The 25,006-nt window shown below is 39.8% G+C and carries 15 protein-coding genes; 6 read left to right on the top strand and 9 right to left on the bottom strand.

Annotated features, from left to right (window positions below):
* Nucleotides 1-14: 14 nt before the first annotated feature.
* The 4 genes from PVK79_RS04610 to PVK79_RS04595 form a co-directional block, all read right to left on the bottom strand.
* On the bottom strand, nucleotides 15-2,666 hold the full coding sequence (locus PVK79_RS04610; protein ID WP_257325397.1) for a DUF2339 domain-containing protein: 2,652 nt from the start codon (nucleotides 2,664-2,666) through the stop codon (nucleotides 15-17).
* 106 nt (nucleotides 2,667-2,772) lie between these two features.
* Nucleotides 2,773-4,137 (bottom strand): hypothetical protein, encoded by a 1,365-nt coding sequence (locus tag PVK79_RS04605; protein WP_257325396.1) that lies wholly within the window; start codon nucleotides 4,135-4,137, stop codon nucleotides 2,773-2,775.
* 203 nt (nucleotides 4,138-4,340) lie between these two features.
* Complete coding sequence (locus PVK79_RS04600) at nucleotides 4,341-5,663, bottom strand: metallophosphoesterase (RefSeq protein ID WP_257326437.1); 1,323 nt, start codon at nucleotides 5,661-5,663, stop codon at nucleotides 4,341-4,343.
* 48 nt (nucleotides 5,664-5,711) lie between these two features.
* The gene (locus PVK79_RS04595) at nucleotides 5,712-8,483 is read right to left on the bottom strand and encodes a TonB-dependent receptor (RefSeq protein WP_257325395.1); all 2,772 of its coding nucleotides are present in this window, start codon (nucleotides 8,481-8,483) and stop codon (nucleotides 5,712-5,714) included.
* A 335-nt stretch (nucleotides 8,484-8,818) separates the two neighbouring features.
* On the opposite strand from PVK79_RS04595, the gene PVK79_RS04590 reads away from it, so the two are divergent.
* The 4 genes from PVK79_RS04590 (at nucleotide 8,819) to PVK79_RS04575 (ending at nucleotide 14,632) form a co-directional block, all read left to right on the top strand.
* Nucleotides 8,819-9,739, top strand: a complete 921-nt coding sequence (locus PVK79_RS04590; protein ID WP_182731521.1) for a GGDEF domain-containing protein — start codon at nucleotides 8,819-8,821, stop codon at nucleotides 9,737-9,739.
* Complete coding sequence (locus tag PVK79_RS04585; RefSeq protein WP_182731522.1) at nucleotides 9,736-10,761, top strand: AraC family transcriptional regulator; 1,026 nt, start codon at nucleotides 9,736-9,738, stop codon at nucleotides 10,759-10,761. Before PVK79_RS04590 ends, PVK79_RS04585 begins: the two co-directional genes overlap by 4 nt.
* A 68-nt stretch (nucleotides 10,762-10,829) precedes the next feature.
* Nucleotides 10,830-11,399, top strand: coding sequence for a sigma-70 family RNA polymerase sigma factor (locus PVK79_RS04580; protein ID WP_145235307.1), 570 nt, complete (start codon nucleotides 10,830-10,832; stop codon nucleotides 11,397-11,399).
* An 8-nt stretch (nucleotides 11,400-11,407) separates the two neighbouring features.
* Complete coding sequence (locus PVK79_RS04575; protein WP_257325394.1) at nucleotides 11,408-14,632, top strand: serine/threonine-protein kinase; 3,225 nt, start codon at nucleotides 11,408-11,410, stop codon at nucleotides 14,630-14,632.
* A 49-nt stretch (nucleotides 14,633-14,681) separates the two neighbouring features.
* Here PVK79_RS04575 and PVK79_RS04570 read toward each other — a convergent pair whose 3' ends face one another.
* The 3 genes from PVK79_RS04570 to PVK79_RS04560 form a co-directional block, all read right to left on the bottom strand.
* Nucleotides 14,682-16,034, bottom strand: coding sequence for an outer membrane protein assembly factor BamB family protein (locus PVK79_RS04570; RefSeq protein WP_257325393.1), 1,353 nt, complete (start codon nucleotides 16,032-16,034; stop codon nucleotides 14,682-14,684).
* Between the two features lie 148 nt (nucleotides 16,035-16,182).
* A complete protein-coding gene (locus tag PVK79_RS04565) occupies nucleotides 16,183-16,452 on the bottom strand; it encodes a hypothetical protein (RefSeq protein ID WP_257325392.1) in 270 nt (89 codons plus the stop codon).
* A gap of 207 nt (nucleotides 16,453-16,659) precedes the next feature.
* A complete protein-coding gene (locus tag PVK79_RS04560; RefSeq protein WP_257325391.1) occupies nucleotides 16,660-19,557 on the bottom strand; it encodes a PKD domain-containing protein in 2,898 nt (965 codons plus the stop codon).
* Between the two features lie 229 nt (nucleotides 19,558-19,786).
* On the opposite strand from PVK79_RS04560, the gene purU reads away from it, so the two are divergent.
* Nucleotides 19,787-20,617 carry a formyltetrahydrofolate deformylase gene (gene purU / locus PVK79_RS04555; RefSeq protein WP_145235297.1) on the top strand — a complete coding sequence of 277 codons (831 nt, stop codon included), beginning with the start codon at nucleotides 19,787-19,789 and terminating at the stop codon, nucleotides 20,615-20,617.
* A 75-nt stretch (nucleotides 20,618-20,692) separates the two neighbouring features.
* Here purU and PVK79_RS04550 read toward each other — a convergent pair whose 3' ends face one another.
* Nucleotides 20,693-21,346 (bottom strand): response regulator transcription factor, encoded by a 654-nt coding sequence (locus PVK79_RS04550; RefSeq protein WP_145235295.1) that lies wholly within the window; start codon nucleotides 21,344-21,346, stop codon nucleotides 20,693-20,695.
* 97 nt (nucleotides 21,347-21,443) lie between these two features.
* Entirely contained in the window at nucleotides 21,444-23,384 is a 1,941-nt protein-coding gene (gene acs / locus PVK79_RS04545) for an acetate--CoA ligase (protein WP_257325390.1), read from the bottom strand.
* 307 nt (nucleotides 23,385-23,691) lie between these two features.
* Here acs and PVK79_RS04540 point away from each other — a divergent pair, with 307 nt between their 5' ends.
* The gene (locus PVK79_RS04540; RefSeq protein WP_145235291.1) at nucleotides 23,692-24,855 is read left to right on the top strand and encodes a DcaP family trimeric outer membrane transporter; all 1,164 of its coding nucleotides are present in this window, start codon (nucleotides 23,692-23,694) and stop codon (nucleotides 24,853-24,855) included.
* Nucleotides 24,856-25,006 lie beyond the last annotated feature (151 nt).

Below are 25,006 nucleotides of genomic sequence, written 5' to 3'. Positions count from 1 at the left end.
CTGCTTGAGTTAAATTACCCCGCTGGTGCTTTACTCCTGAGCTTTTGAAACAGCCAGCTTAGGCCAACGAGCGACAGGCCTAAACCAATAAATGATACAGCTTTGAGCAAGCCGGTCAGGCTTGCCATATCAATTAAGAATACCTTCACGATAACCGCGCCGAGAATGCCTAAGCCGACTTTTTGTAGTAGCAACTGTTGTTTTAAATGCCCGGTAATGATCACCAACGCGCCAAGTAATAACCAAATGATCGAATAGCTGTATAGCTCGGCGTCACTGGTCGCTTTATCAAGATAAATGAACCCGCCTTGCCAATATTGGCGGATCAATGTGTTGATAGCTAACACTGCTAATAAGCCTGATGCACCCAGTACTATTTGACTAAACTTAGCATTAAGTGGTTTAACTAATTTAGCCAACCACAGTGTAAGAATACTTGGTACGAGCCAGGTTAATAACAGCCAATTAAATAATGGCATTTCACCAACGTAAAGGCGTATAAATAGTGGATTTTCATACAATGCTGTACTTATCAACAACAAGCCAGCGAGTCCCGCAAGTGCAAGCCCTGCAATGCGATAAAGTTTACCCAGTTGCCCTGCGCTGCGTGACCGATGCAAATAAACGCAGCCAAGTGCTAACCAATTACAACTGAGTAATACCTGCTCATAAAAGCTTAAAGAAGTAAGCTGTGGATAATGCCCGACTAGTTGATAGCTGGTCTCGGTGGTGATAAATAATGCTAAGCAATGTAATGCAGCCCCTTCGAGCCAAATTTTCATATCTGTTTGTTGCCACTGTTTTGCGGCAAACCAAAATAACCCAACCGCTGATGGATACACAATTGCGCTCCAATGCATTGAAAATATGGTTAGATCAAAATAATGTGCAGTCCACGGTGCAAAGGTTAGCCTTGCCAGCACCACAGCCACCAGCACTTTAATAGGCCAATGCGGCATAGGCACATCATGGCGTTTCACCAGATAGCTAATAACCAACACTTGAGCAGCCAGTGCGAGGGTTAACCCGCTATCGGCTAATAACATAGTTAAACAAAGAGTTATATTAGCATTAGCGCCAACCCAATAACTAAACTGCTGCCATTGAGTGTGAGCTGTTTGTGCGCGTTTAATTAATACACCACTCGTAACTAGCAAAAATACAGTCCATAGCGGATACGCAACGCCTAAGCCTTGCTCGGGTATTATGGTATAGAGCGTTGCAATCAAGGTAAACACACTAAACGCAGCCACTAAATGAAACGTTAAACGTTTATAGTAACGCGCGCCAAAATAAAGCCCGTATAGACAAAGCCCAACCGCGAGTAATAACCCTACGCCATACATTTCCCTAAATACAAACAAATGATCATTGCTATCGACACTATAACGTTGTTGGCTAAAGACTAATAACATCGCAACCACTAACGCCACACCTTGCCAAAGATCCCAACGACTATTTTGCAGCACTAAAAATAACAGCATGACGATTAAACACACCATCACTATTTGCCATTGTAAGCTCACCGCCTCTGTCATTATCGCCAGCAATAAAGGAATTACTATCGCTAACAATAACGGATGATCCGGCTGTAATTTTAATAATCGCTGTAAACTATGTGGGCGATATTCTAATAAACGCAAAGTTAAACCTAATCGAGCTATGGCAATTAAACCAATAATAGAGAGCAGTGCAAAACCACCAACAATCCAATATTGCTGCGTATTGATTACACTCAGTGCCACCCAATACCAGCCAATATGCCCAGCCCATAGTAAATACCACAGCCAATTACGTTTTACTTTTTGCGCCACTAATACCGCAGCAAAAGTGATAAAGCCAATGTACATCAGTAAAGCAGCTAAATTACCACTGCCAGTATTAACCCAAATCGGCACGCTGTAAGCGCCAACTATGCCAAGCACGGCCAATAAAGGCCCTAAACGCAGCGCCATAGAGCTTGCGGCCAGTGCAATTACTGCCAGCATCACAAACGCCACGGTTGGGCTTAACATGGCATAGCTTGAATAAGCTAATAACGTTAATGCAAAGCAGCTAATAAACCCGCCACCTGCAAGTGCTGCAGGCACGTAATTATTAAAGCCTTCGAAGACAATACCTTTTCTATGTAAATACTCGGCACCGGCAATTAATGCGACACCAAATAAGCCCCCTAAGGTGAGTCGTAAGCTTGGTGATAATAAGCCGGCATCAAGACTGTATTTTGCCAAAAATATACCACCAAAGGCCAGCGCGACGCCGCCAATCCAGGTCATCCAATTTTCTTGGAACTGTGTTTTTAATTTACTAAAGAAAATATCAATAACTGAGGGAGAAGCTTGTTTCGGGCGAGAAGTTGTTATTATAGTCGGTGCGGTGTTTACGTATTTTTTTACCGATGGTTGCTGATGTAAAGTTGCCTCAGCTTGGGATGATCGTTCTAGCGTAAACGGATGATCTACTTGCGGCTCAGTTATATTAGCAGCAATGTCTAGCGACACTTGATGCTGCCCTGTATTGTCTACCATGACTCCACGCAGTTGTTTTTTTAACATCGCAATATCTTGCTTTAACGTACTTATTTGCGTTAAAGCAATAAAACCGGCAATAGAGCCTGCGACTACAACTAACGATAAAATGACTATGAGCCCTAAAACATCGTCCATTTTTCAATCCTTGACTGCTTTTAATATTCCCTTATAACGTAAAGTGTATTGAAAATATACCCAAAAATCTCAGCCTCGCTATTACGAGGCTGAAATTAAAGTAAGATTACTCTACCGAATCAGTAACCGTTCGCTCTAGCGTCATTTTATAGCCAGTGCTGGTTGTTTCATCATGCTCAAGAATTAATATGTAGTTACCTTCTTGGCTAAAGTCCATATCGCCTTGTTGCATGAGTACAATTTGCTGGCCATTATCTTCATAAAGCACATAAGTGGTGTAAATTTCATTATCGACAACCTGATCTTCTTGATCATACTGATCGATGCCATCAATAATATTTTTAGCATCATCTACGGTTTCACCATTGAGGGTAAATACCACATCAACGTCAGTAATATTTTGCCCCGCGTAACTATCAATTAAGTTAACGACTGTCACCTTATGACTGTAGCTACTTGGCGTTAAGGTTTCTTTTACTGTCATCATTCGCGGGCCGTAATCTTTATCTTTATAAAAAACACCAACATTACTTTGCTCGCGCTCAAGGGTTAGTAAAAAGTTATCAACAATTGCATTTCCTTGCTCATCTAACATAGCAATACTGTAACTGTTTGGAGCAAGCTCAATGTAGTTTGAGTAGCTGTCATTAGCGGTTACTTGCGAAGTGCTGCTTGCGCTCCCCCGCGTTGCACTAAAGCTAGTTTGCGGGTAATCATCAATAGTATTGATAAAACGCAATTGCCCTTGGGCATTTTGATGTTTGAGCGTGGTTACGGTATTGCTTGAAGTAACGAGATCTAGCGTAATACCATGTTCTTCAGTGGCGTAACTTGATCTGATCATCGCAACATAACTGGCATCATCATTTAGGTAAATCGAAGCAGACTCAAATAGCACATCAGTACTGCCGCTTTGAGTTAAATACAGTGTGTAATATCCTTCATCAAAGCTTTGCAGTGCCAGTTCGTTTAAATACCGTGGTGATGCAATTAACTCAGCGGTTTCAAATAAGCCATCATCATTTGCTAAATACACATCAAAACTAATGTTTTCTCCGGCAATATTAAAGAAGCCTAAATTAACAGCCCCTTCATCACTGCCGGTTGGTACACTTAACTCACTGAATGTTGGCTCTGAAAAATCGCCATCCATCACCCATAATTGGGTCATGTCGTCTTTTACCGAAACTGCTTTTTCACTGATCGTTATATAGCTGTCGTTTGCATCAAGGTACTTAAAGCTCACATCATAGTTATTAGTACTGTAATTATGACGAGTGGTAACGCCACCAAAATCAGTGCCTGAGCGCTCAGCATCTTCGATAAATAAACGGGTGTACGGGCTATTATAAGAGCCATTGTATAATTGGATATAACCACTTTTACTCGAGCTTGAGTCATCGCCAGAGCACGCAGTAAGGGTTGCAAGTAAAGAGGTTGTTAGTGCAGTTTTAAATAACGGGCCACGCATGTAATCAATTCCTTATTGTTAATAGTTTAAATTTGACCATTAACAAAAGCAATAATTCCATGATTTACAAAGCATTACCTCAACTTACAAATATTTACGTAACCGTAAATAAATGTACAAATATGCAATAAAATGCACAGTTTTACACATTAAAACAACAAAAAACCAGCGTAGTTACACTGGTTTTTATGCAAAATATAAGTTTATCGAGTGCGTTTAGAAAAACTAACACTACCTTCATCAATAATACTGCCCGTTAAATCTCGTGGCGTGGTATAAAAGCTCACATCAAGCTTATTGGCTTGATTATCCAAACTGATATGACTAAACCCCCATACAAAGCTTTTTGACCAAAGCAAATCATATTCAGGATATTGGCGTTCTTGAAACTGTGCAAACGGGGTATGTTTACCACGCATTTTAGACGCAGCGCCAGAAATGATCAGCGGCAATTTGCCAACGCTATTACCGGTATCAAACTTTGAGCAATCATCGGTTAGTAACTCTAAGTCATGCTCGTGGCCGGCAATATAACCATCTGCATATTTGCAAAGAGTTGGCATTAGTAATTTACGCAGTACGTGGCCTTCACTATATTTAGTGCCCCCAATTGACCATAAAATATGATGCCCATAAACCAGTTTCCATTTAGCAGTCGAGTTTGCAATGCCTTGTTCAAGCCATATAAGCTGAGCTAGGTCTTCATCATTTTGTGGCCCTTCATGGGGGTCGTGTACTTCAAGATCTGCGCGGCCATCACGTATTGCTTGTTGCTCATCTGCTTCGCTGCCATCTGGGTTTAGCGGCACATCATAATAACTTTGCCCTGCCAGTAACATATTGGTATCGAGTACAAAAAACTCTACATCGTTACCCGGCTCACCCATTTTGTAGCTATAGTAGCCTTTTTCGTCTAGATGAAAGTTCGCTTGCTCTGCCATCCATTGCGTTTGTACCGCTACGCCTTTGCGCGAGCTTTTCCAATCATGATTACCTAATGCGGAATACACCACTAAATTAGGCTCAGCTTTAAATAATGGCTCAAGCGGCGCATACACTAAGTCGTGTAAACGTTTTTGGTCGTCTTTACCATCATTAGCATCGGCACCATCAGGGTATACGTTATCACCGAGCTGAATAGCAAATTGGCACGCTTTTGTTTCACACAATTTTGCCATTGCGATCCCCACAGCCTGAGCGCCCCCTTGCTCTGTAGCAATCTCAGTGCCTGGATAAATATATATTGGTGCATGATCAAACTCATCGCGAGGGCGATAATCTTCTAACCAATCAGCAAGCTCTGCGGCTATAAACTGTTGCTTGTTTTTAGGGTTGGTTATGTGTTTAGTTTTTGGATAGTCAACATGATAACCACCATCACCAAAAGCTAAAAACTCAATCTTGCCGGAGGCTTTGTTACTGGTACTTGCGACGTCAGTACTGCTTTGTTTGTTACTTTGAGCTGTGCAACCAACCGTTGCTAAACATGCGGTTAGTGCAATATACAAAATAGTTTTATTAATCATAATATCCTCAACAATGAGCCTACTGTTAAGCAGGCTCATATGTTCACCTTACAAAGAAGATAACGTAAAACCTAGCTCAAATGTACGACCGTAAGATTCGTACTGGTAGTTGTAACGTTTTTCGCCGTGGTACAAGTACATTGGCTCATCTGTTAGGTTGGTGGCATTGAAATACACGTTGATATTATCGTTTAAGTAATATTTACTGCTGAAATCCAATTGCATGTGGCTATCTTCATAAACCGCCATATCAGCATCATCAAACTGGAAACTCTCACTCTTATATGATGCGCTTAAACGAGTGCTAATAGCATGATTTTCAAAGCCCACAATGATATTTGCCACTGTGTCTGCTTGATTTGGTAATTTTTCATCCGCATCAATAAAGGTTCCGTTTGCACCAAGCACAAATCCTGATTTAAAGGTTTTGTTCCAGTTTAGCTCGATCCCCGTTAATGACGCTTTACCGCCATTAACCATTTGCACTACTTCGTCAAAACCATCCCAATCACCGTTATCTTGTACTTCTTGTTGAATAATAAAGTTGTCGATGTCTTTATAGAAAACACCAGCAGATAACACCCCAATGGAACCTGGGTAATATTCGATTGATGCGTCTAAGTTCATTGATTCATAAGGGTCGAGATCTGGATTACCGACTTCAGCTTTACGCTCTGTAACCATTACGCCTTCATCTTCAACTGTTTCAGTTTCAATTAATTGGTAAGCAGCCGAATCGCTAAAGGTTGGCCGCGCGATGGTATTGGTGTAAGCAAAACGGGTCACTAGTTTATCGCTGATGTTATAGCGTAAATTTAAGCTTGGTAAAAAGTAGTCATAATCTTTACTTACTTGCCAAGGCGTTGTGGTAACAGTTTCTGTATCACTTACTTTATCGACTACTAAGTCAACTTGGTTACCTTGCGTTTCAAACTTAGTACCTTCATAACGCACGCCCGCGACAACATGTAACTTATCAATATCCATGCTAACCATCGCATAAGCGGCGGTAATATCTTCATTACTTACATAACTTTGACCATCAGATTCAACTTGTGACTCATTACTATTGAAAGCAAACGCCTCTTTATTTTTTCTCACAAAGGCTTGAATCGCGCCGCGATCAAGGCCCGGTCCAAAACTTCCCAAATCAAAGTCAGGTGCAGGCGCGGCAAAGTCGCTACCAAGAGCATCTAAAAAGTCGCCATCATAAATAGCAACCTTTACATCATTACGCTTTTCGCGATTTTGATGTTTAAAACCAAACTTAAATTCACCATTATTATTTTGCCACACAAAATCACGGCTGAAGTCGAGTTTAAAGCTAAGCTCTTCGTCTTCACTAAGGTTATTGGCCGCTTCAATTTTATCCATCTCAAACAGGCTTAAATCGTGGGCATTAGTCGATTGGCTTAATAATGGAGTATCAACGCGCGCAATGTAGCCCATATCAATATCTTTACCAGCAAAGGTCACATCTAAGCGGTTTGGCTCTTTTTCTTCTGATTTAGAATAACCAACATTATATTCAACAAACCAATTATCTAATTGATTTTCACCACCAAGTACCAGTGAAAGAATACTTTGTTCTTCATAACGGTCTTTGGTATCGCGGTCCATTTCTGCACCACTAAAGTTTGCACCGCTCTCGTTGCTATCTAATAGTTTGCCATCGCTAAACTTATACTCATTACGTTGGCGATACTCATCATCAGAAAAGTCACTATATAGTGTGCGTAAATAATATTTATCAGTGGCGCCGCTGTGTAAATCTAAATTAAGTGCTGCACCTAAACGCTCACGGGTAATTTGATACTGGCGTTGCTCAATTTCTTCAGCGCCAAATAATGAGACCTTGTCGCCAGTTGCTGCATCTTCAACATCAAATTCACTCCAACCACCGTCGGTCTCCATATTACGTGAACCAAAATCACGCTTAAACCACGAAATAGCTGTTGCTACACCTAGATCAAGACCACCATCAAGCTCATAAACATTAGTGTAACTACCTGAAAGCTTCGGGCTAGTTTTTGACTCTAATTCGTTATATGAGCCCTGTGCAGTAAAACTATAGCTCTCACCTGCTTTATCAAAGGCACTTAAGCTTTTTACTTCGATAGAGCCACCAATAGCACTGGCATCCATGTCTGGGGTAACAGTTTTACTTACTTCTAAACTTTGAATTAGTTCACTTGGCAATACATCCATCGCCACAGAGCGAACACCGGCCTCAGGCGACGGCACATTTAAGCCATTAACCGTAACGTTGTTTAAATTTGGATCAATACCGCGAATACCAACAAATCGCCCTTCACCTTGGTCGCGAGCGATAAAAATACCCGGTAAACGCTGTAATGCTTCTGCTGCGTTTTGATCAGGGAACTGGCCAATCGAGTCTGCACTGACTACCGATTTTAAATTAGTTGCGTTTTTTTGGCGGTTAATTGCGCCTGCTTGGCCAGCACTTTGGCCATAAACAATGATATTGTCGATGGCTTCTTGTTGCTCACCAATTATAATTTGTTGTGTAAAAACTTGTGAATCAACCACCGTAATTTTTTGTTCTACCGAGGGGGCACCAATGTAATCAACCACTAGGGTGTAATCACCCGCTGGCAACTTATTAAATGAAAAAGAACCATCGCGGTTACTTACCGTATTTAAGTTTAACTCTTTAACCGATACTTTCGCGCCACCAAAATACACACTTTGGCTAGCGTCAGTGATGCGACCTTGCACACGACCATCCGCTAAGGCTGGGGTCGCATATAAAATACCACAACACGCTAATGCAATACTCGATTTGATAAAAGGGTTCATAATTGTTCTCTTGGTTGCTGCTAATGATTTTGATTGTTTACTTGGCCATGCTTGGCTCGCAGCAACACCCTAAGGGGCAATCATGAAAGAAATATGTCAGTACCCGTTACGTCCTTGATAATTAGCCATTGTAAGGGCATTTTAAGTAGTTAAATACGGCAAAATGAGCTGATTTGACCCCCTGTTTTTATGGTTTTTTAATTCAAAAATCAACAATAATCCGTTTGAAAAGTTGCCAACGTAAAAAATATGTCATCACTGTGAGCTAATCTGACCCTAGTGGTGTTTAAGCTGTTTGCTTATTCTGCCTATCAAATATACCTATTGAGCTGACAATGAATTTATCGTTTTTAAAATTACATCGCTCATTACTGCTTATCTTAGTGGTGATGTTAACCAGCGTATTAACCCTGACACTTAGCTACGGTCACTATAAAGGCCATAGCCAGATCGATTGGTTTGATGTAGGTGGCGAAGGCGGTATTACTGCCATGACCCTGCTGTGGATCTTTTTTATTCTATTAAGTAGGCCAAAGGGACGAGTAACTAACTTATTATTCTCAGGCCTTGCGATTATGAATCTATCGATGACCCTCGATTTTATTGATGAATTTGTATATTACAGCAATGAACAAGCATGGCTCAGTACCATTGAATCCATTCCTGCACCATTTGGGATGATTTTAATGACCATGGCTTTGTATCATTGGCACCAAGAGCAAATGACCATTAATCAACAATTACGTAATCGCGAGCGCTTTTATCGAGAGCATCAACTCAGTGATGCTATCAGCGGACTAGCTAGCGCCGATTATATGAAAAGCCAGATCAGCCGCGAGCTAAATTTGCTCCACCATAGCCTGCATGGATTTTCATTACTGATGTTAGATATTGCTCAGTTTGATCGGTTTAATCGTCAATTTGGTGATGCAGAAGGCGATAAGCTGTTACAAGAGTTTGCTCAAGTGATCACCTTGAATGTACGTGAACAAGATTTAGTCTGCCGTTACGCCAGTGATTGCTTTATTGTCATGTTGCCCAATACCGAACTCGCTGTCGCAGAGCAGCTAAGCGTATCGTTAGTCAGTGCTTTAGAAGCGTTTTCGTTTAATAGCAGCGACAAAGCAGTGAGCTACAAACAAAAAGTACACACCAGTTTAGTAGCCGCAACGCACCGTGATTCGACCTCTGGTTTACTCAGTCAATTGCATCAAAAATTACTAACGAACAAAAACTTACATGGACATACTGCGTGAGTGCAAGCCTTAGTAACAGCAGTTATATCGACTCTCCTTATCAAGGTTTACAGTCATGGGCAGCGCAATTAGTTGATTTAGCCAAACACCGAGGGGTACACCCTGATAAGTTACTCAAAGGAACTCGATTATTTTATCAAGATTTTGCAGCTGGAACGGCTTCGATCAGTGTTGAGCAATTTTATCGATTACAAGAAAACTGTCGTCAATTTGATAATCAACACCAACTCAGTTTTTTACTAGGGCGAAAACTACTTAATCACAATCCGTTATATAGCGCATTTTCTCAAGCAGAAAGTTTACGCACACTGCAAAAACTACTCACACGCACTCCTTTGCATGGCTTTAACTTATTTAATGCCGAACATAAATACCACCAAGGCCGACATTACTTCATTATCAACCTCAGCTTCGGGGCAATAAATGCAGCCGTAGAACAATTTTGCTGCGAATTATTTGCCAGTTTTATCGCTGCAACATGTAAATGGCGAATAGGTAATAACAGTGATTTATGTTTTTCGTTTCCCTATGCGCAGCCCTCACACATAGAGCAATATCAAACTAACCTACAAGCCAACTGCAAGTTTTCACAACAATTATTTATGGTCAGTATTAGTGATGAACTTTATAACAAACACTTAATAGATAGCTGTCCGAGCCTGCTGCAGCAATCATTAGCAACCATAAAGCAGCACCCTTTACCCGCTGCGCCTTGGCTGCAATTAGTGCGCAATCATATTAGTGCTCAACCACAACAAAACCTCGAAACAGTTGCCCAGCATTTCGCTATGAGCCCCGCCACTTTTAAGCGAAAACTAAAACAACATCATACTCGTTTTAGCGCCTTGCAAGATTGTATCAATCGCCAAACCGCGGTGTTTAATATCGCCACTTTAGCGCAAAGTAACGAAACCCTAGCAGGCGAACTTAACTTTAGCGACTTAACTAACTTTCGCCGCGCATTTAAACGCTGGACTGGGACGACTCCCTCACAGCTGAGAGAATTGATTAACGAACATTAAGTTAACACTTGTAATTAAAGTCCCGCAAATGTACCTTATTAATTGAAATATCGAAATAAGGAAGATCGATGCAGGCATCATTAGAAGATCTAATCAATGGCTGGCAAAATGGTTGCCCGCAAAGTGCTGATGAACTTAAAGCTCGGCTTTACTACCACCTGAAACAAGTTTGTCATGTACATTTAGAAGGTTACCGTAATGAAATCGATTCAACCTATGTATTGCAGCACTTACCGCATACTGGATCGCTACTACATCAGTCACTTATTGAGTTAATTCCGCCACAACAAAGCATTAATCACCAAACACAATTTAATACTTATTTAAGTGTATTTATCCGTAATATTTTACGCGATGAAATTCGCAAGTTTCAAACTCTCAAACGCACTCCTAACGCAGAAAAAATCCAGCAACAAAACGATCAACTAAAACACCAAGAGGATTTTTTAGCATTAGATAGCGCCCTAAATCATCTAGAAAAAAATCATCCGCAAAAAGCTCAAATATTCTCTCAACATTACTTTTTGGGCCTAGATACTAAAGTGCTAGCTAAACAATTCAAGGTCTCACTTGCTACTATTTATCGCGAATTAGATGCTGCTAAAGCGTTTATAAAAGTGCGTATTCAAACAAATTAAGATAATTAATGAATCAATTTAAAGACGCGCTTTCGTGTTTTGAACACTTACTTACACACCATGCCAACAACTTAACCTCAGGATTGCTGCAATTACAACTATCTGATGAACAATTCATCATTGAAGTGAAGCAATTAATAAATGCACATACAAGTAATGATCAAAGCTCATTGTTTAATGACTTATTACATGGCCAATTAAATTTACTTACTAATGATCATCAGCTTTTACAACTGCAAGGCGACGAAATAAGTCACTTTAGGTTAGAGCAATTAATTGGCTATGGGGGAATGGGTGCAGTTTACTTGGCGACTAGAAATGATGGCCAGTTAAATCAAAAGGTAGCGATTAAGTTATTTTATCCATCCATTGTACAATTACATGGACAAAAACATGTTTTACAAGAAGCGCAATATCTTGCCAAATTATCACATCCCAATATAGCTAGCATATTAGATGTCGGTAAATGCAGTATTGGCACTTACATCATCATTCAATATATAGCCGGTGATACATTAATTAACTACGCAAAAAACCTTTCGCAAAAAGCAAGGTTAGAGGTATTTCAAAAAGTATGTGATGCCGTTGAGTATGCTCACCAAAATAGGGTGATCCATGCAGATTTAAAGCCTTCAAATATCCTAGTAGATAACAATGGTGAACCTAAACTTGTTGATTTTGGGGTTGCGCGTTCCAGTTCCATGAATCATGAAATACCATTACATAACGCATATATAAAAGCGCTTAGTCACGAGTTTGCAAGCCCAGAGCAACTGGCTGGTGAAAGCTTAACAACCCAAGCTGATATCTATAGCCTCGGGCGTATTTTAGAAAAACTACTTATACAACCTATTAGTACAGAGCTTCAAGAAATCATCAATAAATCACTGGCGCCACTACCACAGCAACGCTTTGCATCAGCAGATACATTAAAACAAAATATCGCCGCTTATCTGGCGCATCGTCCATTACTTTGGTTTAAACACTCAAAAACATATATATTAGGTAAGTTTATAAGACGCTCCCCTCTTACTGCTGCTCTAATAACCTCAACTATCGCTTTTTTGGGTGTCGCCTGTATTAGCTTATTTCTTTATCAAGATGAACAAAAGCAAGCCGCAAAGCAACAGTATGAACTACTCAACTTTTATCAAAACTTACTAATTAGCAGCACACCGCTAGCGCCGCAAGGTGCAAAACTGTCGGTATCGGCCTTGTTACTTGCTGGTGTTGAACAAGTAATGCAGAGTCAATTAAGCCCAAAAAACCAACAAAGCGTACTCTTAACCGTTGCCCAAAGCTTATACTTGCATGGAAATTTTACAGCAGCTTTAGATATATTGGCGTTGTGCGATAGTTCGATTGACATGCAAATATTAAAAATTAAAAGTTTAATTAAATTAAATCAACAACAAAAAGCACGAATTCTTTGGCAAAAACTATCGCAGCAAAACCCTCAAAACAGCAACATTAAATTGCTTGGTTGGCTTACTAAAGATAGCTATTTAGCTGGTGACATAAAGCAGATCAAAATAGCTTTTCAAAATAGCGATGCATCCGAACTAAAACTGGAATTATTAATACATATTTTTACTCATCGTGATAATCACCCTATACTCAGCCGTCAATTAATTCTCGAGAATGAAAATACGACAGCAACGTCTGCCTCGCAAAAAGCATGGCAATCGTTAATGAAAAGCAGCCTACTGATAGAAGATAATCAAATAGACCAAGCAATTAAGTTACTAGACTCAACATTAAAAAATGCTGCGAATAACTACCACCCACTACATTGTGAGCTCGCAAAATTAAACCATTTTGCGGCAAATTTATATGCTCAAGCAGGTGCACAACTTGCGCAAGAACAAGCCCTGAATAAAGCCATGTTTATCTATCAACAGCTACTCCCAAACTTTGAACATGAACTTAGTACTGTACTATATGAGCAATATCAATATTACCTAAAAGAACGTGATTATTTGCAAGCAAATAACTTTTTAAATAAACAGCTACTACATTGTTCGACAAGTGATCAAAAATGCATGAAGGGGCGTTATGAAAGTACCATGCTAGGTTTAAGTTTGCGTAAGTACTCACAAACCTTAAAGAATGCAGAGCTATGGCTTGCCAATAATACACAACAATCAAGCCAATTTTACGATATCACCTTAGCAAAATACACGGCGCTATATGAACAAAACACACTGGATAAAACAGCATTATTTGATATTGATATAACGCAACTAAGCAAGCAACAACAAGTTCAATGGTTAGAGCTTGTGATAAAAACAAATATGTTTAATGCGTTAACTTCACAGCAAATGCAACAGCTCATTGATTCTGCTAAATCAAACTCTTCCCTTGCATTTGAGTTAATAGCGGCTATTAATAAGCTCGACAATAATCCACATACTCAGTGGTTAGCACAACTCGAAAAACAAAACCATAAACCACACTCCACAAAGAACCAATTTAGCCCTGCCAGAGATATCAACGCGATAATTGCAACAAAACGAGTTAGCTCAATCACGGCCCCTAAAAATGCAAGCCAACTAAAAATAGGCTCTGAATATACACTTGAATGGGATAGCAAACGATTAATTGGCACGACCATAAGTATATTAGTCAATCATACCGTTAGTTATAAAGTTAACAGCTTTGATGACTTTAATAACCTTAAACAAATTGATTGGCATCCAGCGGCAACTAATATAAAAAACACAGGAACAGCTCAAATTGACCCCTATCACTTTATGGCCAATGGCACTAATCGCTTTAAACTGATGCTCGTCAGCGATTTAGGTTATTGGAGCCTATCTGATGGATTATTTAGTATTGCTTCAGGTAAAACCGTTGATAACGGTTTAGAACACTTTTTACAACAAGGCAAATTAGTTTCAGCAGTTATCACGCCTAAAGCCCTTGATACTTACCCAGTTGGCCAACAAAAAACGATAACCTGGAACGCTAACAAACTCATCGGACAAACTGTTGCTATGTATGTTCTGCATGATGACTCTCGCGGAATTGGCGATAAGCAACAAGTGGATTTAAATATAGTCAACAATAGACGCTGGTATCAGTTTGCTGAAGAACTGCCAAATACAGGAGAGTTTAAGTTAGACCCTGCACTCTTTAATGGCCGAGGTAATAATTATAAAATTTTAATCGTCTCTGATCTAGGTTACTGGAGTGTTTCTGATAAACGGTTCTCAGTGGTAAACCCATTGTAATTTGGGTTAAAGCAGTCGCTCTAGTGTGCGACTGCTTTAATTAATTTTATTACTTAGCCACGCCACTATTTTGATTATCCCGGTGAATTTTAGACCAAGTATTAGGCATTAAACCTGTGCTGTCGGTTTGAATAGCCACAAGCTTACCTGTTGCACTTGCGGCCGATACATTACTTTCAGATAAAGTACCTATGTATAAAACCCCCTGACTATCGATAGCTGGAGAAGACCAAGTTACATTTGCTTTTAAATCATATTGCCATGCAAGCGTGCCATCTGGTTTATATGTATAAAGTAAATTACTTTCTGAAGAAAAGTACACATTACCATTATCGCCAATGGTAGGAGACACATAAACATCACCGGTAATTGCCACCTGCCATTTTATACTTTTATCATTGATATCGAGTGCGTAAAACTCACTATCATCATTATTTTTTGTACCAAAATAAATCGTACTACGCGACTCATCTATCGCTACCGATGAGCGAATGTATGGCGCCTCGAACACCTGCGGGTTTGGTAACTCAAACTGCCAACGAAGATCCAAATTATCATCAAAGCTGTATAAAACTCCGGCTTCAGACCCAAAGTAAATATTATTGTTAGAATCAATAGCTGGAGTAGAGTAAACCAAGTCACCTTCAAAGGTGTCTATATCTTTGAATTCGCCAACTAACTCATAACTATTTAAATCAAGCTTAAGTACGCGCCCTTCATCATAAAATACCAATTCTCCATTGTGATTTACCGCTCCATTTACAAATCGGTCTTGTCGCTCTGCACAGTTACATAAACGCTCAAACAAGCTCTCACCCGTTTGCGCATTAAAAGCGCGGATATCTAAACCGGTATATATAACTTGGCCTTCAAAAGCCGCAACCTTGGTTAAACCAGAACCTGTTTGAAAGCCATAATCAGATACGCGTTGACGCCACATTTGCTCGCCGCTACTATTTAGAGCTACTAAATCGCGATATGCTTTTTCAAACTCACCTACTCGCTTATCAACAGTGAAATAAATATTTTCATTATGTACAACAGGGCTTGAACGCACTTCTTCACCATTAGGCAAAGTGTAACGCCACTTTTCACTGCCATTGCGGTTATAAGCTACCATCAAATCACTGCCTGCGGGGTCATTGCGTACATTCTTAGCTGTGCCTATATAAATTGTTTGCTCATCAGCACTAAGTGCCGGTGACGAGTAATAAGCAAAGCTTGTTGTTGGTAATAATTTTTCCCACACTAAGCGCGACGCTTCTACTTTATCTGGCTGTTTATCTGCATCAGATTTTGTAGTTTGTGAGTCATCGCTACCACCTCCACAAGCAGATAGAAGAAGACTGAACGTGAATAAAATTGATGTTTTAACTTTAGGTGATTCAAACTGTAACTTCATGTAATTTTTTAGATAGTTATTATTTATAGCTAAATAAATTTTACGAAGAAATCACAACAATGACAGACACGAATAGCAGTTAAATTTTTCTCATAAATTTAAAATATTTTTATCTGTCTTAATGGCGTTACTAAATCGTTGAGACGAATTACTTATTCTTAGCGTCTGGTATTGCCTCTACAGGCACGCAACTATTAGGGTCTAGCTCAAAGCCCTCGTGCAATGCATTTTGCATTTTAGCTAAAAACGCTTTACTTAAAGGCTCACGTGCCGTGATTGAATGATATTCAACCTCTCCTTTATGTGTACATTTATAAGGATATACATACTGATTTTCATCAATCTCTGCAGATGGGTCACTCATCGCGCCCCCTGGTAAAACACCAACCATCAAACAACAAAAAATTAAACGAGCCACAATCACCTCCATACAACACCATAACAGCGGGTTTACCCCCGTTCTTTTAAGGGTTTACCCCGCGTCGGCCTTATAACCTAACATTTACACATTTTACGTGATATAAAATCTCTGCGACGGTAATTTTGCAGGCCACTAAAACGAATAAAAGCGCGATAAAAATTATCGCGCTTTATTTTTGTTAAAACTAAAAGATTGTAAGTGGAGTTAACGCTGTGCGCTTTCTCTTAATGCATTTGTGTTGTTAACAAAATCTTTTGCTTTTTGCTGATCAAATAAGAAATAGTTAAAATCTTTACTGCTATTTCCTACATCATTAGTAATAATAATATTAAACTCATCAGTCACTAACGATAAGTACATTGTATTTTGATCATCCGGGAAGCTAATCATGCCTGTGTCATCAACACTGTAATCAAGCTCTGTATTAATGGTTGTGAAACTTTCATCACTATAAATTGTGATTTTATCTTCATCAAACTTCAAATAACTAACCACCCACTGATCATCTCGATCTCGGTCGACCATATATATATCGCGCCCGATTAAATGTTCGACGTTACTTACTGGTTTATTGTCGGCAACAATACTCATGTATTCTTTGGCATCGTTTTCGCTAGTAAAATGCGGCCAAATATGCTCTTCAAAAGTAGCAATTACCACATTACTCGAGCCAATTAATAAACTATAATTAGCCCCATACATTAATGATGAACCATCGCGTAATATTAATTGATTATCAGAAAATATCTGGTAAGTCCCTGTTGATAGGTTGTTATCTTGATAATATTGAAATGAGTTATTGTCATCAAATTGAAAATAACCAAGCTCGCCTTCCACTTTATAATCATGATCTGTAAAATACAAACGCTTACCCAAGTAGTTATTAGGGCTAATTAGGCCAGTCAAAGAAACAGGGGGCTGATAGCCTATCTGTTGTAAAATTTCATCAGGTAGTGGAGACGAAATAGGCCGCTCAGTTGCTCGATTAAACTTGCGATTATCGAACGTTTTCTCTCTTGGTTCCTCACCTTGGCTATAGGTAAATTGATGCATGTTATTTACATAAATAGTATCTTCGATCTGTTCAATTAGCTTCCATTGCCGAGTATTCCACAACCAGCAATTAGGATCTTGCTCAACGTAGTAACAATCATCTCGTCCATTTAGGTTTCGCGTTATTGTAAGAATGTCATCATCAAGATGCCAGTTACCAGCATAAATTCGACTTTCAGCAACTGATAATTGCCCATCCTCATTGCTGTCGTACACACTCATCGAAATAGCTTTGCCATCAGGCCAAAGCTCAAACCAAAACTCATCTAAACTCTTACCATCAAAGTTGTAGCTATATATTCCAGGGATTGTTGCAATATTGAATGTCTCTGATTCGTCGATAATGCTGCCAGTACCTTCAATCGCATTTTTAATTCCGTCAAATTCACTAAATACAGCAAACGTTGCAATATCACCATCACTTGTTAATTGCCTAAATAGTATTGTTTCATTATCGTAATCACTCAGTGTGATATGTAATGACTGTTTGTTATTATCTTCTATCATTCGCCAAGTAATAGGCGTATTTCCAAGCTCTGAAACAGCACCTGTTCCATCGTCATTTAACATTAACGTAATCGCACCAAGAGATACTTGATCAACGAAAATATGCGGTGCAGGCAATGCAATAGGGTTTTGAGTTTGCGCGAAGGTAAAATCAACTTGCTCATTTTGAGTGAATACTTTAAGGATAGACTCGTTAGTGAGTTGATAATTTTCTAACTCACCATCTGGGTACTCTACATTTTTATACTCAGTTTCTTTGACTAAAAAACCATTTTCAGTTGCCGCAATTAACTTTAGCTCTGCTTTATAAGTAGTAACCTCTTGGCGAACCCGCTTTGTTTCACCATCAATTTCAATATCAGCAGTAGTCTGATAAGCATAAAAACCTTCAGGATTATTTAAGGTATACACATCGTTTTGATATATCCAGTCGAAGCGACCATCATAATTTTGAAGAAGGTAACGACCAGTGCCGTCGTTATCTAATTCAATAACTTGATTAATAGATAAATTGCCACGATTATAGTAAAAAGTTTTAATGTTATTAGTCTTTGTAGACTGAACAACCTTCTCATCAGCTAGCATTTCTTCTTGGGCCTGGCTAAACTCGGGCGTTTGCTCCACTTTTTTAATATACTGAGTCATTTTTTCATTATCTAAAGCCAGCTCTAAAACATTATTTACTCCCTCGGGTAAAGCAAATAATTCATTGCTCGTTGATTTGTCCAAAATAACTTTTATAGTCGTAGCAACCTTAACGAGCTCATCAGCACTAATCTCATTCGACAAGCGTTTCAAGTCTTGCTCGCTTTTAATGTCTACGAATAAATTTTCTCGCGCCAAAAGCGCCGACTTTGCTGTGGTTAGATTAGTAATATTTACCGAAAAGTCTTCGTCATTAGTAAGTACAGCGTCATCGCCCGCTTTCGTTTTCAAGCTTGCAAAGCTCATTAGTCGTGACTGCAACAAAGCGGCTTGTTGTTGCTCTTTACCCTGTGCTTCAATTGTCACCAATTGACTCATATCAGCATCATCGTCAAGTGCTAACTCTAAGCTATAATAACCATCGCTATTTGTCGTTGTCGTGAACTCTTGCGATCCTATTTTGGCTTTTATAGCCGCGTCAATTAAGGGGGAATCTGTTGCTATGCCTTCCAGTGATAATTTAACCAGCTGCTGTTGAATATCAACTACAACATTTTTTTCACTCGTTAAACCTTCACTGTCTGTAACAGTTAAATTTAAAGATATTTTTTTATCTTCGCTAACACTTGGCGCAATAAAGCTAACAGTCCCTGTATTGGTGTTCTCTAATGCAACTGACAACCCTGCATTTTGGCTCCAAAGATAAGTAACGGGGCCTTCATCTTGCACTGTGGCACTGATTGAAATAGCTTGTTTTTCAACTACTGCTGTATCGCTTACGCTAATAACTGGTGCGGTATTTATAGGCTCATCAGGGTGATCAACAAAATCAGATTCACAGCCAGACAATAAAGCCAGCGAAATAGATGCCGCAAGCATTGATTTAATTAGATTCATAAAATTATCCCTTTCGTTGTTATATTTTGTCTACCTGACGATAATAAGATAATGAACAATAAATAACCCATAACGAAATCTGTATAATAATTTCTCACAAAATTAAAATATTTTTTTATTTTCCACTTATAGCAATTTAGGTAATACTGAATTTCTCAATAAAGCCCTTGCTATTGTGACAAATTAACAAATAATGGAGCCACTGTTCACGGGATTAGAATGAGGAAAAATGAACACGATACTAACCACGCAATGTGCCGATGATGTCGGCTTAATAGCGAAAATCACCGGACTTTGTCATCAGCATAATTTAAATATTACCCGCAATAATGAATTTGTAGATAAAGATGCTCAGCGCTTTTTTATGCGCACTGAACTAACGGGCCAACCAGATCCAGATTTTTTAAATCAATTACAAGCTTTGTTACCCGATGGCGCGCAATTAGCACTGCACACTGACGAGAAAACTAAAGTGGTGTTACTAGCGACTAAAGAAGCCCACTGCTTAGGGGGCGTATTGCTAAAGCAATTTGAGCAAGCACTGAATATTGAAGTATTGGCTGTGATTGCTAATTATCCTGACTTAGCGCCATTGGCGAAGGGCTTTGATGTGCCGTTTCATGTGGTCAGCCATGAAGGTCTATCACGCGCTGAACACGACCTGCAAGTGGGTGACTTAATTGCCAGCTACAATCCCGATATCATTGGCCTTGCCAAATATATGCGGATTTTAAGTCCTGAATTTGTAGGCCGCTTTGATGGTAAAATTATCAATATTCATCATTCATTTTTACCTGCTTTTATCGGTGCAAAACCATATCATCAGGCATTTGAACGAGGAGTTAAGATCATTGGTGCAACAGCGCATTTTGTTAATAATGAGCTTGATGAAGGGCCGATTATTATGCAAGACGTCACCCATGTAAACCACGCAAACACTGCCGAAATGATGGCTAAAATGGGCAAAGATGTAGAGAAAACAGTGTTTTGTAAGGCACTGCAATTAGCATCAGAACATAAGCTATTTATTAATGGTAATAGAACCGTCGTATTTAGCTAGGCTCTAGAAATAGAGTAGAATGAAGAGGCGCAACGCCTCTTTATTTTTATTATTATTGACACTTTTATACTGTACTTAATGTGTTTGCTCGATAGGTTCGAGTTGTAATTTTGCAGCTATCAACACCGCTTGCGTGCGGTTATACACTCCAAGCTTACGGAATATCGCGGTGATGTGCGCTTTGATCGTTGCTTCTGAAATATGTAGTTCATAAGCGATCTGTTTATTCAACAAACCTTCGTGCAAGTACTGCAGCACTTTATATTGCTGTGGGGTAAGGGAAGCTACTTGAGCGGCGATTTCTTTATCTTCATTGGTAACGCTCGCTACTTTGTCTTTAAGCTCAGGTGGTAGCCATACATCGCCATCGAGTATTTGATTAATTGCTCCGGCAATATCATCTGATGATGATGACTTAGGAATGAATCCCATCGCCCCGTAGCTCATAACTTTTGAAACAATATTGATATCTTCACTGCCAGAGACAACAGCAATTGGCAAGCTTGGATAATCTTCACGAATGCGAATTAGGCCATATAAATCGCCACTGCCGGGCATATGTAGGTCTAGTAGTAAGATATCTAAATCTTCTTGTTCACTAAGCACTTGCAATGTAGTTTCAAAATTTTCAGATTCAAAAACCTCTAAACCATCAAACTTTGCCGTTAATGCCCCTTTTAGTGCTTCGCGAAATAACGGGTGGTCATCCGCTATTAAAAACTGACTCATGGTTCACTCCTAATGAATTCGGCTGCCATCTATCAAATAGCTGACAGCCGATATACTACGTTTAGAATCAACTTCTAATCAAGTTTTTAACGCATATTTAACGATTTAATCGGTTCTCGATTAATTCATCAACCACACCAGGGTCTGCAAGTGTTGAGGTATCACCTAATTGCTCGTGCTCATTTGCAGCGATCTTACGTAAAATACGACGCATGATCTTACCTGAGCGGGTTTTAGGTAAACCTGGTGACCATTGGATCATATCTGGCGATGCAATTGGGCTAAGCTCTTTACGAACCCAATTACGTACCTCTTTGGTTAATTCGTCACTGACCGTTACACCCTCGTTTGGCGTTAGGTAAACATAAATACCTTGGCCTTTAATATCGTGCGGGTAACCTACTACAGCAGCTTCGGCAACCGCAGGGTGAGCAACCAGTGCACTCTCAATCTCGGCAGTACCTAAGCGATGTCCTGATACGTTTAATACATCATCAACACGGCCGGTGATCCAGTAGTAACCATCTTCATCACGGCGACAACCGTCTCCAGTAAAGTACACACCCGGATAAGCAGAGAAGTAAGTTTGTTCAAAACGTTCATGATCGCCATAAACTGTACGAGCTTGTGATGGCCAGCTATCAAGAATAACTAAGTTACCATCAACTGCGCCTTCCAGAGCATTACCTTCAGCATCAAATAATGCTGGCGCAATACCAAAGAATGGACGGGTTGCAGAACCTGGTTTCATATCAATTGCACCTGGTAAAGGTGTGATCATGATGCCACCAGTTTCAGTTTGCCACCAAGTATCAACAATTGGGCAGTTACCTTTACCCATGTTTTCGTAATACCAAGTCCATGCTTCTGGGTTGATTGGCTCACCCACCGAGCCCAAAATACGTAGGCTATCGCGGTTTGAGGTCGCTGTTGGTTCATCGCCTTTGGCCATCAGTGCACGAATTGCCGTTGGCGCTGTGTATAAAATTGTAACATTATGCTTATCGACTACTTCACCCATACGTCCTGCGGTTGGGTAAGTGGGTACACCTTCAAATAAGACTTGCGTACAACCATTAACTAATGGGCCGTAAGCAATGTAACTGTGACCTGTGATCCAGCCCACATCGGCGCTACACCAAAAGATATCATCTTCTTTTAGATCAAACACATATTCGTGAGTCATCGATGCATATACTAAATAACCACCAGTCGTATGAACCACCCCTTTAGGCTGACCTGTTGAACCTGAAGTGTAAAGAATAAAGAGTGGATCTTCTGCATTCATCGGCTCTGGTGCACAGTCTGGGGCTTGATCAGCAACTAAATCATGCCACCATACATCATGTTCATGCCATTGTACGTCGCCACCCGTTAACTGATGTACAACAACGTGTTCGATGGTAGTGACCGACTGTTGTGCAACGGCTTCATCAACATTTGCTTTAAGCGGTACTGTATTGCCTGCACGACGCCCTTCATCAGAAGTAATAACAATTTTAGCACCAGAATCTTTAATACGATCAGCAATTGCTGATGGTGAGAAACCACCAAAGACCACCGAGTGAATTGCACCTAAACGCGCACATGCTTGCATTGCATAAACAGCTTGCGGTGACATAGGCATGTAAATAGCAATACGATCGCCTTTTTTAACACCGAGCTTTTTCAAACCGTTGGCAAATTTTGCCACTTCGTCATGCAGTTGTTGATAAGAAATGTGCTCACTTTGCGAAGGATCGTCACCTTCCCAAATCAATGCCGTTTTATCTGCTTTAGTTGCCAGATGGCGGTCAATACAGTTGTACGAAGCATTAAGCTCGCCATCTTCATACCATTTAATACTGATATGGCCTTTATCAAAAGAGGTATTTTTTACTTTAGTAAAAGGTGTTGACCAATCGAGACGTTTACCGTGCTCTGCCCAAAAACCTTCTGGATCATCAATAGATTGCTTGTAAAGTGTATTATATTTATCGTTATCAACTAAGGCTGCATTCTTGATATGTGCAGGAACTGGATAGATACTTTGTGACATAGTCGTCTCCATTTTAATTACTTGCCTAAGGCCTATCTTAAGGATCACCCAGCATAGCGGGCGAAAGTATTAGACCTTAGTTGTATTATCTTTGATTTATTTCACTGAACGCTCTAATTGTTTTAAAATTTCATCATTTTACGCTATTAATACAAAATGTTAATGATATGTTTAAACTAGGGTAGCAAGCTTGCCACCTTAGTCTAATAGACCAATAGGTAATTGAGTAAAAAGCATACTTAATCAAAAGTGGTATCACAACACAAGTATCATGATGCAACAAGCAGCCCCGAATAGGACTTTGACTATGACAACAAAATCAACAGTATTAAAAACACTTACTGCCACTGCCGTATTGTGCGCGCTCTCAGCTACAGCACAAGCCGCAACGATTGGTGGCACTGATGTTACTTATGGTGGTTATATAAAACTCGATGCAATGTGGAGTGATTATTCAGCTGGCGCGCCTGCAGGAACAAATGTAGGGCGTGACTTTTATGTACCAAGTACATTAACAGTCGGTGCCGACAACAACTCTGATGCTGTATTTGATATGCACGCACGTCAGTCTCGTTTTAATTTTGGCACATCAACACTCCTAGACAACGGCAAAACCATAAGTAGTAAAATCGAAATAGACTTTTTAGCATCTGCTGCTGGCGGTAATGAACGCGTATCTAACTCATATGCGCCACGTATTCGCCACGCATTTATTTCTTACGACGGCTGGTTGTTTGGTCAAACATGGTCAAACTTCCAAAATGTTGGTGCACTGCCTGAAACTCTTGATTTTGTAGGTCCAGCTGAAGGCACGGTATTTGTTCGCCAAGCACAAGTTAAATACACAACTGGCGCATGGTCTTTCTCGCTAGAAAACCCTGAAAGTACAATTACAACTTCAAATGGTATGGCTGTAACCGATGATGCATCATTACCGGATTTCACAGCACGTTACACACATACTGCTGATTGGGGTAACTTAGTGGTTGCAGCGCTTGCTCGTCAACTTACTTATAAAGTGGGCGGCCTTGACGCTGATGAAACATCAATTGGCATTAGTGCATCAGGTATGTTTAAAGTTGGCCAAGACAACGTTAAATTTATGCTTACCCAAGGTAAAGGCTTAGGTCGTTACGTTGGCTTAAATGTTGCACATGGTGCAGTGCTTAATGGTGATGAGCTAGATGCAATTGACTCTACATCAGGGTTTATTGCTTACCAGCACAATTGGAATAACCAATGGCGCTCAACATTCCTTTACTCGTTCTTCTCAGCAGACAATAACACTGATTTGCTTACGATTACCGGTGACCCAACTGAATCTAGCCAAAGCTATAGCGCTAATATTTTATACTCACCAGTTAAACGTTTAACGTTTGGTGCTGAGTTAAAGCATGCAGAACGCGAAACAGAAAGTGGCGTTGATGGTGATTTAGATCGCCTGCAGTTCTCAGTTAAATACGCGTTCTAAGCTAAAACTAAAATTATATTACTTCCTTAAGCGGCTTTGGCCGCTTTTTTATTACTCCAAAATCAAACTCTTTATCGAATAAAACACAACAATGCAATTGCAAATCGTTGGCATTTAGATTAAATTGCGTACTTCTTTTTAATTTATGGGA

It is taken from the genome of Pseudoalteromonas rhizosphaerae, from assembly GCF_028885455.1.
In the GTDB taxonomy this organism is placed as follows: Bacteria; Pseudomonadota; Gammaproteobacteria; order Enterobacterales; family Alteromonadaceae; genus Pseudoalteromonas; species Pseudoalteromonas rhizosphaerae.
This window is presented reverse-complemented; position numbering and strand designations above follow the sequence as displayed.

Coding starts and splice junctions, on each gene's coding strand:
- PVK79_RS04560 (WP_257325391.1), bottom strand. CDS start 19,557: ATGAATCTAATTAAATCAATGCTTGCGGCATCTATTTCGCTGGCTTTA.
- acs (WP_257325390.1), bottom strand. CDS start 23,384: ATGTCACAAAGTATCTATCCAGTTCCTGCACATATCAAGAATGCAGCC.
- PVK79_RS04580 (WP_145235307.1), top strand. CDS start 10,830: ATGCAGGCATCATTAGAAGATCTAATCAATGGCTGGCAAAATGGTTGC.
- PVK79_RS04575 (WP_257325394.1), top strand. CDS start 11,408: ATGAATCAATTTAAAGACGCGCTTTCGTGTTTTGAACACTTACTTACA.
- PVK79_RS04600 (WP_257326437.1), bottom strand. CDS start 5,663: ATGATTAATAAAACTATTTTGTATATTGCACTAACCGCATGTTTAGCA.
- PVK79_RS04590 (WP_182731521.1), top strand. CDS start 8,819: ATGAATTTATCGTTTTTAAAATTACATCGCTCATTACTGCTTATCTTA.
- PVK79_RS04570 (WP_257325393.1), bottom strand. CDS start 16,034: ATGAAGTTACAGTTTGAATCACCTAAAGTTAAAACATCAATTTTATTC.
- PVK79_RS04595 (WP_257325395.1), bottom strand. CDS start 8,483: ATGAACCCTTTTATCAAATCGAGTATTGCATTAGCGTGTTGTGGTATT.
- PVK79_RS04605 (WP_257325396.1), bottom strand. CDS start 4,137: ATGCGTGGCCCGTTATTTAAAACTGCACTAACAACCTCTTTACTTGCA.
- PVK79_RS04540 (WP_145235291.1), top strand. CDS start 23,692: ATGACAACAAAATCAACAGTATTAAAAACACTTACTGCCACTGCCGTA.
- PVK79_RS04610 (WP_257325397.1), bottom strand. CDS start 2,666: ATGGACGATGTTTTAGGGCTCATAGTCATTTTATCGTTAGTTGTAGTC.
- purU (WP_145235297.1), top strand. CDS start 19,787: ATGAACACGATACTAACCACGCAATGTGCCGATGATGTCGGCTTAATA.
- PVK79_RS04550 (WP_145235295.1), bottom strand. CDS start 21,346: ATGAGTCAGTTTTTAATAGCGGATGACCACCCGTTATTTCGCGAAGCA.